The organism is Streptomyces profundus (assembly GCF_020740535.1).
GTDB lineage: Bacteria > Actinomycetota > Actinomycetes > Streptomycetales > Streptomycetaceae > Streptomyces > Streptomyces profundus.
Window position 1 is genome coordinate 2,377,232 of the sequence record NZ_CP082362.1, and the last position, 16,489, is coordinate 2,393,720.

The 16,489-nt window shown below is 72.0% G+C and carries 15 protein-coding genes; 7 read left to right on the top strand and 8 right to left on the bottom strand.

The genetic code is table 11. The annotated features are described in order from the left end of the window. Positions 1-5 precede the first annotated feature (5 nt). Positions 6-1,610 carry a family 20 glycosylhydrolase gene (locus K4G22_RS10270; RefSeq protein WP_228079579.1) on the bottom strand — a complete coding sequence of 535 codons (1,605 nt, stop codon included), beginning with the start codon at positions 1,608-1,610 and terminating at the stop codon, positions 6-8. Positions 1,611-1,822: 212 nt separating this feature from the next. Here K4G22_RS10270 and sdhC point away from each other — a divergent pair, with 212 nt between their 5' ends. The 4 genes from sdhC to K4G22_RS10290 are packed head-to-tail and all read left to right on the top strand — an operon-like array spanning position 1,823 to position 5,230. After that, a complete protein-coding gene (gene sdhC, locus K4G22_RS10275) occupies positions 1,823-2,203 on the top strand; it encodes a succinate dehydrogenase, cytochrome b556 subunit (protein ID WP_228079580.1) in 381 nt (126 codons plus the stop codon). Positions 2,204-2,208: 5 nt separating this feature from the next. Next, complete coding sequence (locus K4G22_RS10280; protein WP_228079581.1) at positions 2,209-2,667, top strand: succinate dehydrogenase hydrophobic membrane anchor subunit; 459 nt, start codon at positions 2,209-2,211, stop codon at positions 2,665-2,667. A gap of 29 nt (positions 2,668-2,696) precedes the next feature. Further along, positions 2,697-4,451, top strand: a complete 1,755-nt coding sequence (gene sdhA / locus K4G22_RS10285) for a succinate dehydrogenase flavoprotein subunit (RefSeq protein ID WP_228079582.1) — start codon at positions 2,697-2,699, stop codon at positions 4,449-4,451. Further along, positions 4,451-5,230, top strand: coding sequence for a succinate dehydrogenase iron-sulfur subunit (locus tag K4G22_RS10290; protein WP_228079583.1), 780 nt, complete (start codon positions 4,451-4,453; stop codon positions 5,228-5,230). The genes sdhA and K4G22_RS10290 overlap by 1 nt, the downstream gene beginning before the upstream one ends. Positions 5,231-6,161: 931 nt before the next feature. On the opposite strand, the gene K4G22_RS10295 is transcribed toward K4G22_RS10290, so the two are convergent. Beyond that, positions 6,162-6,920, bottom strand: coding sequence for an SAM-dependent methyltransferase (locus tag K4G22_RS10295; protein WP_228079584.1), 759 nt, complete (start codon positions 6,918-6,920; stop codon positions 6,162-6,164). 79 nt (positions 6,921-6,999) lie between these two features. Here K4G22_RS10295 and K4G22_RS10300 point away from each other — a divergent pair, with 79 nt between their 5' ends. Further along, positions 7,000-8,382, top strand: coding sequence for an FAD-binding oxidoreductase (locus K4G22_RS10300; protein WP_228079585.1), 1,383 nt, complete (start codon positions 7,000-7,002; stop codon positions 8,380-8,382). A 16-nt stretch (positions 8,383-8,398) separates the two neighbouring features. On the opposite strand, the gene K4G22_RS10305 is transcribed toward K4G22_RS10300, so the two are convergent. From K4G22_RS10305 to K4G22_RS10320, 4 genes are all read right to left on the bottom strand, one after another. Next, on the bottom strand, positions 8,399-9,253 hold the full coding sequence (locus tag K4G22_RS10305) for a hypothetical protein (RefSeq protein WP_228079586.1): 855 nt from the start codon (positions 9,251-9,253) through the stop codon (positions 8,399-8,401). A 21-nt stretch (positions 9,254-9,274) separates the two neighbouring features. Then, the gene (locus K4G22_RS10310) at positions 9,275-10,870 is read right to left on the bottom strand and encodes an ABC transporter substrate-binding protein (RefSeq protein WP_228079587.1); all 1,596 of its coding nucleotides are present in this window, start codon (positions 10,868-10,870) and stop codon (positions 9,275-9,277) included. A gap of 177 nt (positions 10,871-11,047) precedes the next feature. Continuing rightward, entirely contained in the window at positions 11,048-11,347 is a 300-nt protein-coding gene (locus tag K4G22_RS10315; protein ID WP_228079588.1) for a carboxypeptidase-like regulatory domain-containing protein, read from the bottom strand. A gap of 166 nt (positions 11,348-11,513) precedes the next feature. Continuing rightward, entirely contained in the window at positions 11,514-12,878 is a 1,365-nt protein-coding gene (locus tag K4G22_RS10320; protein WP_425336790.1) for a metallophosphoesterase, read from the bottom strand. Positions 12,879-13,076: 198 nt separating this feature from the next. Between K4G22_RS10320 and K4G22_RS10325 the strand changes: the two genes are divergently transcribed. Next, a complete protein-coding gene (locus K4G22_RS10325) occupies positions 13,077-14,303 on the top strand; it encodes a D-alanyl-D-alanine carboxypeptidase family protein (protein WP_228079590.1) in 1,227 nt (408 codons plus the stop codon). Here K4G22_RS10325 and K4G22_RS10330 read toward each other — a convergent pair. Then, positions 14,191-15,129 carry a YihY/virulence factor BrkB family protein gene (locus K4G22_RS10330; protein WP_228079591.1) on the bottom strand — a complete coding sequence of 313 codons (939 nt, stop codon included), beginning with the start codon at positions 15,127-15,129 and terminating at the stop codon, positions 14,191-14,193. The genes K4G22_RS10325 and K4G22_RS10330 overlap by 113 nt on opposite strands. Positions 15,130-15,317: 188 nt before the next feature. Here K4G22_RS10330 and K4G22_RS10335 point away from each other — a divergent pair, with 188 nt between their 5' ends. Continuing rightward, the gene (locus tag K4G22_RS10335) at positions 15,318-15,920 is read left to right on the top strand and encodes an ADP-ribosyltransferase (RefSeq protein WP_228079592.1); all 603 of its coding nucleotides are present in this window, start codon (positions 15,318-15,320) and stop codon (positions 15,918-15,920) included. A gap of 2 nt (positions 15,921-15,922) precedes the next feature. Here the strand turns inward: K4G22_RS10335 and K4G22_RS10340 are convergent, their stop codons facing one another. Then, the gene (locus tag K4G22_RS10340; protein ID WP_228084038.1) at positions 15,923-16,477 is read right to left on the bottom strand and encodes a 2'-5' RNA ligase family protein; all 555 of its coding nucleotides are present in this window, start codon (positions 16,475-16,477) and stop codon (positions 15,923-15,925) included. Positions 16,478-16,489 lie beyond the last annotated feature (12 nt).

The following is a 16,489-nucleotide window of genomic DNA, read 5'->3' on the forward strand; positions in this document are numbered from 1 at the left end:
CGGGCTCAGTTCGTCGTCACCCGGTCGGCCAGCTCGCTGAACGCGGCCCAGTCCAGGGCGGGTTCACGCGGGTCCCAGAGCTTCTGGGCCACCGCCCGCAGCGGCCCGACGATGCCCTGGGCCACCTGCTCCTGGGTCTGCGCGTCGGCCAGATCGCACCAGACGGCGAACCGGCCGCCCGGCACGTCACGCGGGTTGGCGAACTCGTCCGGCACCGGCGAGCTGCCGCGCACCACGTCCGGCGTCCACTCGTCGTAGATGCGCTCACCCGTCGGATAGGTGAACTCGTTGGGCTCGCCCAACACGTAGTAGAGGTACTCGGAGTTCATGTTGATCAGCGGCCAACCGCCCTCCAGGTACTCCTCCGGCTCCCTGGCGCCGATCTCCCGCCCGGTCCAGTAGGTGACCTCCCGGTCCTCGTCGGGCTGGACCTCGCCGCCGGCGTGCATGCCGTCGTTCCAGACCTGCGGGATCTTGCCGGCGTCCCGCGCGGTGTCGGCGCGGTCGTTGAGCCAGCCGGTGGCCAGATCGGCCACGGTCGCGTTGTCGCCGAACCGCTCCCTGGCGGCCTGGGTCAGCTCCGGGTAGGTGCCCTCCGGGTCCTGGCGCATGACCGCGGCGTACTCGTCGCCGCCCAGGTGCAGGTAGTCCCCGGGGAAGAGCTCGGCGTACTCGCGCAGCAGGTCGTCCACGATCTCGGCGGCCTCCGGCTGGGAGATGTCGATGGCGCCCCTGGTCTCGCTGCCGTCCGGCTCGCGCAGCTGGAGGTCGGGGTGGGCGGCCAGCACCGCGCCGAGGTGTCCTGGCGAGTCGATCTCGGGAATCACGGTGATGTGCAGCGATTCGGCCAGTCGGATGATGGAGCGGACCTCGTCCTTGCTGAGGGCGTCGTCCGATACGACCTCGGGATGGGTCTCGCTCTCCACCCGGAAGCCCTGGTCGTCGCTGAAGTGCCACTGGAACTGGTTGAGCTTCAGCTCGGCCATCTCGCGCAGCCGCTGCTCGATCCAGTCGGCGTCGAAGGACTTGCGCGCGGTGTCCAGGCTGAAGCCGCGCTGGGGGCGGTCCGGCTGGTCCTCGATGGTGCCCTGGGCCACGCCGCCCTGGCCGCGCACGGCCTGGGCGAGGGTGACCGTGCCGTAGAAGGCGCCGGCCTCGGTGGCCGAGGTGATGGTGACCCGCTGGTCCTCGGTCACCAGCCGGTAGCCCTCGTCGCCCGTGTCGGCGTCCTCGTCGAGGCGCAGTTCGATGTCGCCTGCCCCCGGGTCCTCGTCGGCCCGGTCGAGGGAGAGCTCGTCGGCCAGCCGGTCGGCCTCGTCGGCGAGCGGCCCTTCCGGGTCGGTCACCACCCGGGTGGAGTCGGCCGGCGCCCAGCCTGGTCCTGGGGCCGGTTCGAAGGAACGGACCGCCGGCACCGTCTCCGGGGCCTCGCCCGGTCCGGTGGGCAGCGGGGTCGCTGGGGAGGGTGAGTCGCCTCGGCCCTGGGGGGTGTGGGACCTGGCGGACTCGTGGGGGTCGCCGGACGGACGGGCGACGGTGAAGACCAGAGCTGTGGCTATCACCGCTACCGCGCCGACCAGTGCGAATATTCGCCATGGCGCTTGTCGCATAATCCGACGGTAGCCGTTGCCCAGCGGGTGGCAAACGGATGACGGCGATGCCGGATTTATCGCACCTGTGGGCCCCCGGGGCAAGCGAGCCGATACGCGTCGATACCATGTGCGCGGCCGGTGGACCGTACCCGGCCGGGCCCGCCCGACGTCCCCACGAGAACTGGATCTGCCGGCAGGCCCCTGTGATATCGCGTGCGAAGGGTTCTTCCGTGCCGGCAGGAACGTTGTACCGCGGCCGGGAAGGCATGTGGTCATGGGTGGCGCACCGCGTTACCGGTGTCCTCGTTTTCTTCTTCCTGTTCGTCCATGTGCTGGACACCGCTTTGGTCCGCGTCTCACCAGAGGCGTACGACGACACCATCGCGGTCTACAAGACGCCGGTCGTGGCCCTGATGGAGTACGGCCTGATGGCCGCGGTGCTCTTCCACGCGCTCAACGGCCTGCGCGTCGTCGCCGTCGACTTCTGGTCCAGGGGCACCAACTACCAGCGTCAGATGCTGTGGACCGTCGTCGGTCTCTGGGTCGTGCTGATGGCCGGCGCCGCCTACCCGGTGCTCGGGCACGCCGCCCGCGAAGTGTTCGGGAGCTGATCACCATGTCCGCAGGGTCAACTGACACCACCGCCGCCATCAGCCCCGACAACCCCGCGCCGCTGATCGAGCCGCCGCGCGCCCGCACGGCGAGGACGCCGAAGTCCACCCGCACCAACTTCGAGCTGTACGGCTGGCTGTTCATGCGCCTGTCCGGCATCGTCCTCGTGGTGCTGGTCCTCGGCCACCTGCTGATCCAGCTGGTGCTCGACGGGGGCGTCAGCAAGGTCAGCTTCGCGTTCGTCGCCGGGCGCTGGGCCTCCCCGTTCTGGATGGCCTGGGACCTGATCATGCTCTGGCTCGCCATGCTGCACGGCGCCAACGGGCTCCGCACGATCATCAACGACTACGCGCAGCGGGACGGCACCCGCTTCTGGCTGAAGATGCTGCTGTACACGGCCACGGTCTTCACCGTGCTGCTGGGCACCCTGGTGATCTTCACCTTCGACCCGAACATCCGCTGACGCACCGGGGCTGACGAGGCATTCGAGCTATGCAGATCCACAAGTACGACACCGTCATCGTCGGCGCCGGCGGCGCCGGTATGCGCGCGGCCATCGAGGCCACCAAGCGCAGCCGGACAGCGGTGCTGACCAAGCTCTACCCGACCCGCTCGCACACCGGCGCGGCGCAGGGCGGCATGGCCGCGGCGCTCGCCAACGTCGAGGAGGACAACTGGGAGTGGCACACCTTCGACACCGTCAAGGGTGGCGACTACCTGGTGGACCAGGACGCCGCGGAGATCCTGGCCAAGGAGGCCATCGACTCCGTGCTCGACCTGGAGAAGATGGGCCTCCCCTTCAACCGCACCCCCGAGGGCCGCATCGACCAGCGGCGGTTCGGCGGCCACAGCCGCAACCACGGCGAGGCCCCCGTGCGCCGCTCCTGCTACGCCGCTGACCGCACGGGCCACATGATCCTTCAGACGCTGTACCAGAACTGCGTCAAGGAGGGCGTGGAGTTCTACAACGAGTTCTACGTCCTGGACCTGCTGCTGACCGAGGTCGACGGGCAGCGCCGCACCGCCGGCGTCGTCGCCTACGAGCTGGCCACCGGCGAGCTGCACGTCTTCCAGGCCAAGGCCGTCGTCTTCGCCTCCGGCGGCAACGGCAAGTTCTACAAGGTGACCTCCAACGCGCACACCCTGACCGGCGACGGCCAGGCCGCCGCGTTCCGGCGCGGACTGCCGCTGGAGGACATGGAGTTCTTCCAGTTCCACCCGACCGGCATCTGGAAGATGGGCATCCTGCTCACCGAGGGCGCGCGCGGCGAGGGCGGCATCCTGCGGAACAAGGACGGCGAGCGCTTCATGGAGAAGTACGCGCCCGTCATGAAGGACCTGGCCTCCCGCGACGTGGTCTCCCGCTCCATCTACACGGAGATCCGCGAGGGCCGGGGCTGCGGCCCCGAGGGCGACCACGTCTTCCTCGACCTCACCCATCTGCCGCCCGAGCAGCTCGACGCCAAGCTGCCGGACATCACCGAGTTCGCGCGCACCTACCTCGGCATCGAGCCCTACACCGACCCGATCCCGATCCAGCCGACCGCGCACTACGCCATGGGCGGGATGCCGACCAACGTGCGGGGCGAGGTGCTGGCCAACAACACGGACGTGGTGCCGGGGCTCTACGCGGCCGGCGAGGTCGCCTGCGTCTCGGTGCACGGCGCCAACCGTCTCGGCACCAACTCCCTGCTGGACATCAACGTGTTCGGCCGCCGCGCCGGCATCGCCGCCGCCGAGTACGCGGCCACGGCCGACTTCGTGCCGCTGCCCGAGGAGCCGGAGAGCCTCGTCGCCACCGAGGTCGAGCGGATGCGCGACGCCACGGGCGGCGAACGGGTCACCGACATCCGCCGGGACCTCCAGGAGACCATGGACAAGAACGCCATGGTGTTCCGCACCGAGGGGACCCTCAAGGAAGCCCTTGAGGAGATCACGGAGCTGCGCCGCCGCTACCGCGACGTCTCGGTCCAGGACAAGGGCCGGCGGTTCAACACCGACCTGCTGGAGGCCCTGGAGCTGGGCAACCTCCTGGAGCTCGCCGAGGTGCTCGTGGTCTCGGCGCTGGCCCGCAAGGAGTCCAGGGGCGGCCACTACCGCGAGGACTACCCGACCCGCGACGACGTCAACTTCATGCGGCACACCATGGCGTACCGCGAGGTGGACACCGAGGGCAACGAGGCGATCCGGCTCGACTACAAGCCCGTCGTCCAGACCCGCTACCAGCCGATGGAGCGTAAGTACTGATGGCCACCCCGACGATGGAGAAGTCCGCCACCGGCACGGCGGACGCCGACCACCTGGTCACCGTCACCTTCCGGATCCGCCGCTTCAACCCCGAGGTCTCCGCCGACGCGACATGGCAGGACTTCGAGATCGCGATCGACCCCAAGGAGCGGGTCCTCGACGCGCTGCACCAGATCAAGTGGGACGAGGACGGCACGCTGACGTTCCGCCGCTCCTGCGCCCACGGGATCTGCGGCTCGGACGCGATGCGGATCAACGGCAAGAACCGGCTGGCCTGCAAGACGCTGATCAAGGACATCACCACGATCAAGGGCTCGACCGCCACCAAGCCGATCCTGGTCGAGCCGATCAAGGGCATGACGGTCCTGAAGGACCTGATCGTGGACATGGACCCGTTCTTCCAGGCGTACCGCGACGTGATGCCGTTCCTCATCACCTCGGGCAACGAGCCCACCCGCGAGCGCCTCCAGTCCGCGGCGGACCGCGAGCGGTTCGACGACACCACCAAGTGCATCCTCTGCGCGGCGTGCACCTCGTCCTGCCCGGTCTTCTGGAACGACGGCCAGTACTTCGGCCCGGCGGCGATCGTCAACGCGCACCGCTTCATCTTCGACTCCCGCGACGAGGGCGGCGAGCGGCGCCTGGAGATCCTCAACGACAAGGACGGCGTGTGGCGCTGCCGCACCACGTTCAACTGCACCGACGCCTGCCCCCGGGGCATCGAGGTCACCAAGGCCATCCAGGAGGTCAAGAAGGCCCTCATCACCCGCCGCTTCTGAGCCCTCCCAGGCGGGGCGGCTGCGCCGCAGCTTCGGCGGGGGACCCGGCCCCCGGCCGGGTAGCCGCCTGCCTGCGGGCCGGTTCACCTCCCGGCGGAGACGGCTACGCCACCGGCCGGTGATCTCCGGCGCCGCCCGGCGGCAGCCTGGCCTCCGGCCGGTGCAGACGCCTGCCGGCGGAGGCGGCCTGGCCTCCGGCCGGCGGCCGGCTCAGCCCGCCAGCCAGGTAACCGCCGGCCGGTGCGGACGACTACGCCGGGGACGCACCACCGGCCGGTAATCTCCGGCGCCGCCCGGGGGGCAGCCTGGCCTCCGGCCGGTGCAGACGCCTGCCGGCGGGGCGGCCTGGCCTCCGGCCGGTGCAGACGTCTGCCGGCGGGGGCGGCTACGCCGGGGACGCACCGACCGGCCGGTAATCTCCGGCGCCGCCCGGGGGCAGCCTGGCCTCCAGCCGGAGAGACACCTGCCGGCGGAGGCGGCTACGCCGCAACCTCGGCGCGGACCGTTCGACCTTCAGCCGGGCAACCGCCTCCCCACGGGCCGCTTCACCCCCAAACGGGGGCAGCCGCACCGCCGGCCGGTGCGAACGACTACGCCGGGGACGCACCGCCGGCCGGTGATCTCCGGCGCCGCCCGGGGGCAGCCTGGCCTCCGGCCGGTGCAGACGCCTGCCGGCGGAGGCGGCTACGCCGCAACTTCGGCAGTGACCGTTCGGCCTCCAGCCGGGCAACCGCCTCCCCACGGGCCGCTTCACCCCCAAACGGGGGCAGCCGCACCGCCGGCCGGTAATCTCCGGCGCCGCCCGGGGGCAGCCTGGCCTCCAGCCGGTGGCCGGCTCAGCACGGCGGTCAGGTAGCCTCCGGCCGCCGGGCGGGGTGAACGCCTCGGCGCTGCCGCACCGCGACCGGCCCCGCCGGGCCGGGGGCCGCTGCTAGGCCGTCGCAGACGACCGGCGGAGGATCAGGGTGAGGAAGCCGAGGGTGGAGCGGTAGGCGGTGAGCCAGCCGTCGCGGTGGGAGGCGGCCGTCGTGGCGGCTTCCGGTGCGTGGGGGTGGTCGGGGTGGTCGAGGGCCCAGGAGGCCAGCGAGCCGGTCCAGTTCCACTCGTAGTCGTCCCACTCGGCGAGCGTGGAGACATGCCCGTGGACGGGGACCCAGCCGGCGTCGGTGGCCAGCCGCACCGTTCCGGCCAGGTCGGCGTAGTCGTCCGGCGACGCGTCGAGCTCGTCCAGGGCGGCCCGGTCGGGGGCGCGTTCCCAGAAGCCCTCGCCGACGACCAGCCGGCCGTCCGCCGCGAGCAGCGGCCGGGCGGCCTCCAGGGTGGCCGAGAGGCCGCCGAAGGCGTGCGTGGCGCCCACGCAGAGCACCGCGTCGAACGTGCCCTCGGCGAACGCCGCCGCGTCCCCCCGCACCAGCCGGAGCCGGTCGGCGACCCCGGTCCGCTCCGCCTCGGCCGCGGCCCAGTCCAGGCCGCCCTGATCCAGGTCGACGCCGACGGCCGTGGCCTCGGGCCGCGTCGCCAGCGCCCGCAGCGGCCAGGCCGCCTGTCCGCAGCCCAGGTCCAACAGCCGTCCCCCGCGCGGCCGGTGGGCGAGGGCGCGGTCGAGCAGCACGTCGACCCGTTCGTCGGCCAACGGCGCCGCGATCGGATGGTTGGCGTGCGTGATCAGATGACGGTTGTAGTCGGTCATCCCCGCACCCTCGCACGCCAGGTCCAGGCTTCGCGCCCCCAGCATGGGAATTCGCCGGCGCAGATGCCAAGCTGCGGATATGAGCACTGCGCAGAACCCCACCGTTGTCGCGCGGCTGCGCGAGGCACTGCCCGCCGAGGCCGTTCTCACCGATCCCGACGTCACCGCTTCCTACGCCCATGACATGGCCAGCTTCTGCCCGGCCGGCTCCCCGGCGGCCGTGGTCCTGCCGCGCACCGTCGAGGAGGTCCAGCTGGTGCTGCGCCTGGCCACCGAGCTGCGGGTGCCCGTGGTCCCGCAGGGGGCCCGCACGGGGCTCTCCGGCGCCGCCAACGCGGTCGACGGCTGCGTCGTGCTCTCGCTGCTGCGGATGGACCGGGTGCTGGAGATCGACCCGGTGAACCGCGTGGCCGTGGTGGAGCCGGGGGTGGTCAACGCCGACCTCTCCAAGGCGGTGGCCGAACACGGCCTCAGCTACCCGCCCGATCCGTCGAGTTGGGAGCAGTGCACCATCGGCGGCAACATCGGCACCGGTTCTGGCGGGCTGTGCTGCGTCAAGTACGGCGTGACCGCCGAGTACGTGCTCGGCCTGGACGTGGTGCTGGCCGACGGGCGGCTGTTGACCACGGGGCGGCGCACCGCCAAGGGCGTCGCCGGCTACGACCTGACGCGGCTCTTCGTCGGCGCCGAGGGCACCCTGGGCGTGGTGGTCCGCGCGGTGCTGGCGCTGCGGCCCGCGCCGCCGAGGCAGCTGGTGCTGGCGGCCGAGTTCGGCTCGGCGCGGGCGGCCGGTGAGGCGGTGGCCCGGATCATGGCCGCCGGCCACACCCCGTCGCTGCTGGAGCTGATGGACGGCACCAGCGTGCGGGCGGTCAACCGGCTGACGAAGATGGGCCTGCCGGAGTCCACCCAGGCGCTGCTGCTGGCCGCGTTCGACACCCCGCAGGCGCCGGACGAGCTCGCGGCGGTCGGCGAGCTGTGCCGCGCCTCGGGCGCGACGGAGGTGGTGCCGGCCGACGACCAGGCCGAGTCCGAGCTGCTGCTGGCCGCCCGCCGGGCCACGCTGCCGGCGCTTGAGGCGGTCACCGGCACCACGATGATCGACGACGTGTGCGTGCCGAGGGACCGGCTGGCCGAGCTGATCGACGGGGTCGCGCTGATCGCCGAACGGCAGGCGCTGACCATCGGCGTGGTGGCCCACGCGGGGGACGGCAACGCGCACCCGACCGTCTGCTTCGACGCGAACGATCCGGACGAGTCGGCCAGGGCACGGGTCTCGTTCGACGAGATCATGGCCCTGGGCCTGGAGCTGGGCGGCACCATCACCGGCGAACACGGGATCGGCGTGCTCAAACGGGACTGGCTGGCCCGCGAACTCGGCCCGGTCGGCCTGGAGTTGCAACGCTCCATCCGCCAGGTCTTCGACCCCCTCGCCATCCTCAACCCGGGCAAGGTCCTCTAGGCCCCGGCAAGGTGCGCTAGGACTCCCGGCCGCCGGGGGCGTCACCGCCCGGGGCGGCGCGTTCGTCCTCCGTCATGCACAGCTCGTCCAGCATCTGCCGGCGCAACTCCGCCGGGTCGCGGGTGAGTTCCGGCTGGATCTCGGTGCGCCAGGCCTCGGCCGCGCGGGGCAGGTTCCGGTCCAGGGAGCGCCGCAGTATCCGCTTGGCGACCTGGAGCGGGACCGCGACCACCGGGCGGAGGATGCCCCGGCCCCTGGCGGTGATCAGCAGGTCGACGGCCCAGCCGCCGTCGGCCGGCCTCGGCACCGCCCTGGCCTCGGCGCGCACCAGCGAGTGCACCACCTGGACCCGCAGCGGCGGCGGCCCGCTCTCGCCGGCCGCCGACGCGTACCAGCGGGCCACGTCGAGATCGGCCTTGAGGGTGAACCAGCGCAGCCAGCGGCGGCGTTGGCGCCCCGGGCGGGACATCGAGCCGTCGATGCGCAGCGTGGCCCGCTTGGGGTGCGAGACGTCGCGCAGCCGGAACTCGGCGGCCAGCCGGGGGCTCGGCCCGGGGCCGAGGCGCTGGCCGTCGACCCGGAGCGCGGTCTCCGCGCCCGGGTCCCAGGCGAGCAGGGTCACCCGGGGCACGACCTCGCCCTCGGCCAGCGGTGCGGCCGTGGCCTCGTCCCGGTCGTAGCGGGCGCCGGGGCGGGCGTGCTCGCCCGCCAGCAGGGCGATGCCCCGGACGAGGCGGCCGTCGTCGGCGAAGAGCTGGTGCCCCTCGGCGTGCAGGGACGCCCACACGTCGTGGGGCACCGAGACCACACGGGTCAGTTCGCTTCGGCTGACGACGGGAGCCAGGATGACGGTGTGCTTGAGTCGGGCCATGGCCGCATCCTGCCGCACGGATCAGATTCGGCGAAGCTCCCAGAGCCGCCAGACGCCACTTCCGGAGTTCAGCAGCTGCACACCGGTGATGTTGGCCTCGCTGATGGTGAACCGTTTGTCCTGCCAGATCGGGATGACCGGCGCCTCCTCGGCGGCCAGCTCGTGGATCGCCAGGAAGTTCTCCGCCGCGCGGCCCCGGTCGGGTTCGGCCTGGGCGTCGGCGATCAGCCGGTTGACCTGGTCGCTGGCGAAGCCGGTGGCGAGGCCGTCGCCCGGGCCGAGGATGCCGTCGGTGAAGGTGGCGGGGTCGGGGAAGTCGGGGCGCCAGCCGATGAGGTAGGCGTCGTAGTCCCTGGCGCTGTAGACGCCGGGGATGAACTCCGACCACTCGTAGTGCGTGATCTCGACCTCGAAGAGGCCGTCGGCCTCCAGCTGGCGTTCCACCATCTCGGCCTCGGCGTGGTTGCCCGCGCCGCGCGAGTAGGCCAGGTCGAACGGGAGGGGCAGCTCAAGCCCGGCGTCCAGCATCCGCTCCCGCAGGACGTCGGGGTCCCGCTCCCGGTACTGGTCGTAGAACGGGGTGCCGTGGCCGGTGAAGCCGACCGGGATCAGCGAGTAGAGCGGCTCGACGGTGCCGAACTGCACCCGGCTGCTGATGCTGTCGCGGTCCAGCAGCGCCGCGATGGTCTGGCGGGCCACCCGGCTGCCGAGCGGCATGTCGTCGTCGGTGTTGAACGCCATCACCCGGATCGATCCGGCGGGCGTCTCGGTGACGGGGTGGTCGGGGTCGCTGAAGTTGGTCCCCGCCATCACCTCCGGCGCCATCTTGCCGTCGTTGACGTCGAGTTCGCCGTTCTCCCAGGCCTCGGCCAGCTGCTCCTCGGCTGAGGCGCCCTCGTCGTTCTCATAGAAGTACCGCACGGTGACGGGGAACTCGGGGACCTCGTTGGCGCCCCGGTAGCTGTCGTTGGGCACCAGCTCGACGGAGTCGCCGTCGTTGCCGTCGCGCAGGACGAAGGGGCCCGAGCCGTCGACCTCCCAGCCGGTGCGTGGCTCCAGCTCCTCGTACTTCTCCATGTCCACGATGGCGCCGGCGCTGCCGGCCACCACGAAGGGGAAGGTCGCGTCGGGCTGGTTCAGCTCGAAGATGATCTCCTGGCCGTCGATGCGCACGGCCTCAAGCGTGGCCAGCAGGGCCGAGGGGCCCGCGTGGGAGAACTTCTCGTCCTCGGGTATGGAGTCGTCCGCCGCCTCCTCGTCGGCGCGTGCCGCCATGGCGAGGATCCGCTCGTAGGAGTACTTGACGTCCTCCGGGGTAATGGACCTTCCGTTGCTGAACTGAAGGTCGCTCCTCAGCGTGCAGCGGAAGACGGTCAGTTCGTTGTCGGTGAAGGCGCAGCTCTCCGCGGCGTCCGGGACCGGCTGTTCGCGTCCTTGCTCGAAGGTGAGCAGGGACTGGTAGAGATTGCTCATCAGTGCCCAGGCTGAGGCGTCATAGGCGCCGCCCGGGTCCACCATGGTGGGTGTGGAGGTGGTGCCGACCACGATCGGGTCCTTGCCGTCCTCATTCGATCGGAAGAGGATCCAGCCGCCGATCGCGCCGGCGACCAACACCATGGCCAGCCCGATACCTATGGCCCCTTTGGCCCGGAAACGTCGCACTCCCCGCGCCCTTTCTCGGAAAGACAAGTAGCGTGCCCACCCAACCACAGGGGCGAGTGGGCCACAGCAGGCAGGGGGCAACGGACCGGCCACACTTCACATGGTGGCCGTGTTACTACCCGGTGCGAGGCGTCATTCCGTCACAGCACCGGGCACATCGATCATAAACTCCACCTCGACGGGCCTTCCGTCCAGCCTCACTTCAACGCTCTGTGTGCCCAACTGCGGTGAGAACGCCGCCAGGAGATACTCTCCCAGAGCCGGGGCCTTCACCTCGAAGGCGCCGTCGGCACCGCTCTTCGTCTTGTCGAGGTTGCGGCCTCCGTCCACCGCGGTGAGTGTCACCACCGCGCGGGGCAGCGCGACCCCCAACGAGTCGCGTACCCACCCGCTGATGGCGAGCGCCTCCCCCGTACCCACTCGGTCCGTCATGCCACACGCTCCTCCAGCGCCGCGCTCCGTGTCCATCACGCAGTCAGTTTGTTCCCCGGGCGTTATCAGGGACACCAACGACGGCCGAATAGTTGACCCCATCGGTGCGCTGGAACTAAAACCAGACAAACCTAGGGTTCTTCCCCTAGGGGATACCCCCAGCGGATCAGGACTGCCCGGAGGCCAGCTCGACCACGGTGATGTCGGGGTCGGCGCCCACCCGAACGGGCGGGCCATAGGCGCCGGCGCCCCTGCTGACGTAGAGCTGGGTGTCGCCGTAGCGCTCCAGCCCCGCGAGCGTGGGGTTGGCCAGGTCGGCGAGATAGGTGATCGGCCACATCTGGCCGCCGTGGGTGTGCCCGGAGAGCTGTAGGTCGACCCCGTGGTCCACCGCGTCATGGATCATCACCGGCTGGTGCGCCATCAGCACCGAGGGGCGGGCCGGATCCCGGTCGGCCAGCGCCGCGTCGTAGTCGGGCCCGCCGAAGTCGGTGCCCTCGCCGTCGATGTCGTTGACCCCGGCCAGATCGAGGAACGGCAGCTCCCGCCGCTCGTTGACCAGCGGGGTGACCCCCAGCTCCCGGACGTGGTCCACCCACGCCTCGGTCTCCACGAAGTACTCGTGGTTCCCGGTGACGAAGAAGGCGCCGTCCCTGGCCCGCAGATCGGCCAGCGGGGCCACGGCGGAGCGCAGATCGTCCACCTCGGCGTCGACCAGATCGCCGACGACCGTGATCAGGTCGGGCTGCACCCCGTTGATGGCGTCGACCACCCGCCGGCAGTGCGACTCGCCCAGCACCGGGCCCAGATGGATGTCGCTGACGACGGCTATCCGGTAGCCGTGCCCGCCGCGCGGCAGCTTGGCGAGCGGCACGGTCACCCGCTTGATCCGCAGCCGGCGCGCGTTGTGGCTGCCGTAGCCGACCACGCCGGTGGCCAGCACCCCGGCGCCCACCGCGATCGAACGGGACACCAGCAGCCGTCGGCTCAGCTCCCTGGGCGCCGGCGCCGGCTCGGGCGCCGCGTCCTCGGGCGCCGCGTCGGCCGCCGGCTCCTCGGCCGCCGGCGGCGGCCCGGACGAGCCGGCCGACCCGCTCGCCGCGCCCGCCGAGCCCTGGGTGGCCGCCTCGCCGGCCGCGACACCGGCCGGGACGGGCTCGCCGGCTGGCTCGACCGCCGTGACCGCTCCCGGCTCCGCGTCCGGCGCCGGCTCGTCGGCGCGGCGAGCGCCCCGGCGCAGCAGGACGAGGCGCACCAACTCGCCCACCAGCAGGCCGAGGAACAGGTACAGGACCATGGCCATCCAGTAGAAGCCGGGCCAGGCCACCACGCTCAGCACCTCGAACGGCAGGCCGATCCGCCCGCCGCCGGCCGTGAGCAGCGTGCCGAGGGTCAGCGCGCCCAGCACCCAGCCGCCCGTCCGGCGGTACCATCCCCCGGGGCGGGAGACGTCTCGCACCAGGCGCCGCCACAGATACCAGTGCAGCGCGGCCAGCACGCTGGCGAGCACCAGCACGACAACGACGGTCAACACGAAAGATTCCCTCCCGGGCCCGACGGGGCCACCGGGCCTCCCTCAGGCAAGTATGGGCGACCCGCGTCGCCCGGTTGACGGCGGCCTCTCACCGGTTTGCGCCGCTCCGCTGGCACGGACGCAGGTCGGCAGCGGTAGGTTCAGCGTGTGCCGTTCAATCGTTCGTCCTCTTGTCGGATCTCCGTTCGCGCGCTGGTGCTTGGCTTACTGACGCCCGCGCTGCTCGTGCCCACCCTGGCCTCGGCCGAGGACCTGCCGGCCGGTGGCACCGCCATCGGCGGCGAGCGCCTCGCCGAGTCGGGGACCGTGGTGGGCGTCACGGACGGGGTGCCGTCGCTGCCCGAGGACCTCACCGCCACGTCGTGGATCGTCGCCGACGCCGAGACCGGCGAGGTCTTCGCCGCGCACGACGCCCACCGGCGGCTGCCGCCGGCCAGCACCATCAAGATGCTCTTCGCCGACACCGTGCTGCCGCAGCTCGACCGCGAGGCGCTCTACCGCGCCCAGCCCGAGCACTTCGCCGACGTCGGCCCGGGCAGCAGCGCGGTGGGCGTCGCCGACGGCCAGACCTACCGCGTCGAGGACCTGTGGCGCGGCGTCTTCCTGGCCTCGGGCAACGACGCGGTGTACGCGCTGACCGCGATGAACGGCGGCAAGGAGCTGACCGTCGCGCAGATGAACGAACGAGCCGCCGACCTCCAGGCGTTGGACACCCATGTGGTCAACCCGGACGGCTACGACGCCGACGGACAGCTCTCCTCCGCCTACGATCTGACGCTCTTCGCCCGCGCCGGACTGCAACACGAGGACTTCCGCGAGTACGCGGCCACCGCCGACGCGGACTTCCCCGGGGAGGGCGAGGGCGAGGACCGGGAGACCTACGAGGTCCAGAACACCAACCGGCTGCTGGTCGGCGCCCCCGGGCTCGACCCCTACCCGGGCATCGCCGGCGTCAAGAACGGCTACACCTCCGAGGCCGGCTACACCTTCACCGGCGTCGCCGAACGGGACGACCGGGTGCTGCTGGTGACGGTGATGGACCCGGAGGACGGCGACAGCCTGGCCGTCTACCGCGAGGCCGCCGCCCTGCTCGACTGGGGCTTCGCCGCCGCCGACGACGCGACCCCGGTGGGCGAGCTGGTCCGCCCGCTCAGCGAGATGCCCGAGGGCCAGGACGGCACCGCCTCGGACGAGGGCGGGAGCGAGGGCGCGGCGACGGACGGCAAGAACGCCCAGGACGCCAACCTGGACGGCGCGGCCGGCGCCGCGGGCAACCGCGACTCGTCGGGCGGGATACTGGTCACCACCATCACAGCCGGCGCTCTGGCGGTGCTGGCGGCGGGGGCCTATGTGTTCCACCGTCGTCATCCGCTGCCGACCCGGCGTCCAACGCGTCAGCGGAAGGACGATCAGGCTCAGTGACGGCGGTGGCCGTCCAGGCGCAGCAGAACAGCAGCAGCTTGGCCACCAGGTTGATCCACAGCAGCAGCGCGACCGGCACGCCGAAGGCGCCGTAGACGCTGCGTCCGGCGACCTCCGTCAGATAGCCGCCGAGCAGCAGCTTGAGCAGTTCCACGCCGACCGCGCCCAGCAGGCAGGCCGTCAACGTGGCCCGGCGCGGCGGCCGGACGCCCGGCAGCCAGACCAGGACATAGAGCAGCAGCAACGCCGCCACGCCCATGGCCACGGCGTAGGCGCCGATCTGCACCAGGGGCGCGAAGCCGCCCAGGCTGCGGCTGGCCCAGCGCAGCAGGCTTATCGCCACGGCCGAGGCGCCCAGCGACAGCAGCGTCACCGCGCCGAGCCCGGCGAGCACGCCGGCGTCCTTGGCCCGGCGCAGCACCACGTTGTCGTCGGGGTCGGCGAGATCCCAGACCGCGCGCAGACAGCCGCGCAGCGCGTCCACCCAGGCGGCGCCGGTCGGCAGCACCAGCAGCAGCGAGATCAGCCCGATGGCGCCCGCGTTGTCGAAGAGCGCGCTCAGGTCCAGCTGGTCGGAGATCCCGGGCACCTGGTCGGCGAACCACTTCTCGATGTCGTCCAGTTGGCTGTCGCTGAGCAGCGTGCTCCCGATCGCGGCGAGCAGCCCGAGCACCGGGAAGAGCGCCACAAAGCTGGTGAACGTGATGGCCGCCGCGAGGCGCGTCCAGTTCCTTCGGTCCAGATGCTGGTAGAGCGCCCACAGCCGGCTGCGCAACAGCCAGGCGACGGCGGGGCCGACCCACGGCAACCGCGTCAGCCGTTCCATCCGTCCTCCCCTCGCCGGTCACGCCTGTCGGACCTTATGCGCGGCTGCCCGGCCGGGAGCCGCACGACACCGGTACGACGGGGCCGCATCGGGAACTGCCCTGGCGCGACGTCCAGTTCGCGCCCCGCCACGCCGCCGATCGGGTGACATTGCGGGGGTGCGTCGCGGGGCGCCCCCAGGGTGGCGCCATGTCCTGGAACCGAATCCTCCGCCGGGCGGCGGCCGTCGCCCTGCCCATCACCCTGCTCCTCACCCCGCTCTCCCTCGCCACCGCGCCCACCGCCGCCGCCGTGGCCTGCCCCACGGTCGACGACCCGCTGCACGCCGCGAACAACCGCGCCGTGGACGTGGAGCGGATCTCCCCCGACCCCTCCTACCGCACCGACTGCCGCCAGCTGTACCGGGTCGACCGCCGCGCGCCCGAGGTCGTCTTCGACGAGGGCTTCGAGCCCAGGGACGTGGTCGACGGCCAGTACGACCTGGAGCAGTACGTCCTGGTGAACCAGCCCTCGCCGTTCGTCTCCACCAGCTACGACCACGACCTCTACAAGAACTGGGGCTCGGCCGGCTACAACTACTACATCGACGCGCCGGGCGGCATCGACGTCAACGCGACCATCGGCGACCAGCACCGGTGGGCCGACCAGGCCGAGGTCGCCTTCCCCGGCGGTATCGCCACCGAGTTCATCGTCGGCGCCTGCCCGGTGGACCGGGACACCCGCACCGAGACCATGGCGGACTGCGTGGACAACCCGCACTACGAGCCCTGGCGCACCGGGCTCGCCGCGTAGCCTCAGGCCACCCGGGGCGCCGCGGCGCTGGGCGCCGGCGCGAAGCGGAACTCGCGGCGCAGCGCCCAGACGCCGCCGGCGTCCTGCTCGTACAGCGCGAAGCCGGTGACCTGCCAGGCCGCCTCGTAGCCGGCCAGCTCGGCGTGGGCACGGTCCATCGCCTCCTCGGCGATGCCGTGCGCCACCGTCACATGCGGGTGGTAGGGAAACCGCAGCTCCGTGGCGAGCGGGCCCGAGGCATCCCGCACCCGCTCCTGGAGCCAGCCGCAGGCCGAACCGCCCTCCACCACCCGGACGAAGACCACGGGCGACAGCGGCCGGAAGGTGCCGGTGCCGGAGAGCCGCATGGGGAACGGGCGCCCGGCCGCCGCGATCGCCGCCAGATGCACCTCGATCGCCGGCCGGTCGGCGGCCACCACCTCCGTGGGCGGCAGCAGCGTCACATGGGTCGGGATGCCGGCGGCGGCGGCATCGCCGAAGCCGAGACGGGAGCGCTGCAACCGGCTCCCGTGCGGCTCCGGGACCGCGATGGACACGCCGAGCGTGACGGTCCCCACCATCCGACTCCC

Excerpts from the sequence above, each read along its gene's own strand:
- K4G22_RS10270 (WP_228079579.1), bottom strand. The coding sequence starts at position 1,610 with ATGCGACAAGCGCCATGGCGAATATTCGCACTGGTCGGCGCGGTAGCG.
- K4G22_RS10280 (WP_228079581.1), top strand. The coding sequence starts at position 2,209 with ATGTCCGCAGGGTCAACTGACACCACCGCCGCCATCAGCCCCGACAAC.
- sdhA (WP_228079582.1), top strand. The coding sequence starts at position 2,697 with ATGCAGATCCACAAGTACGACACCGTCATCGTCGGCGCCGGCGGCGCC.
- K4G22_RS10290 (WP_228079583.1), top strand. The coding sequence starts at position 4,451 with ATGGCCACCCCGACGATGGAGAAGTCCGCCACCGGCACGGCGGACGCC.
- K4G22_RS10295 (WP_228079584.1), bottom strand. The coding sequence starts at position 6,920 with ATGACCGACTACAACCGTCATCTGATCACGCACGCCAACCATCCGATC.
- K4G22_RS10300 (WP_228079585.1), top strand. The coding sequence starts at position 7,000 with ATGAGCACTGCGCAGAACCCCACCGTTGTCGCGCGGCTGCGCGAGGCA.
- K4G22_RS10305 (WP_228079586.1), bottom strand. The coding sequence starts at position 9,253 with ATGGCCCGACTCAAGCACACCGTCATCCTGGCTCCCGTCGTCAGCCGA.
- K4G22_RS10310 (WP_228079587.1), bottom strand. The coding sequence starts at position 10,870 with ATGGTGTTGGTCGCCGGCGCGATCGGCGGCTGGATCCTCTTCCGATCG.
- K4G22_RS10315 (WP_228079588.1), bottom strand. The coding sequence starts at position 11,347 with ATGACGGACCGAGTGGGTACGGGGGAGGCGCTCGCCATCAGCGGGTGG.
- K4G22_RS10330 (WP_228079591.1), bottom strand. The coding sequence starts at position 15,129 with ATGGAACGGCTGACGCGGTTGCCGTGGGTCGGCCCCGCCGTCGCCTGG.
- K4G22_RS10335 (WP_228079592.1), top strand. The coding sequence starts at position 15,318 with ATGTCCTGGAACCGAATCCTCCGCCGGGCGGCGGCCGTCGCCCTGCCC.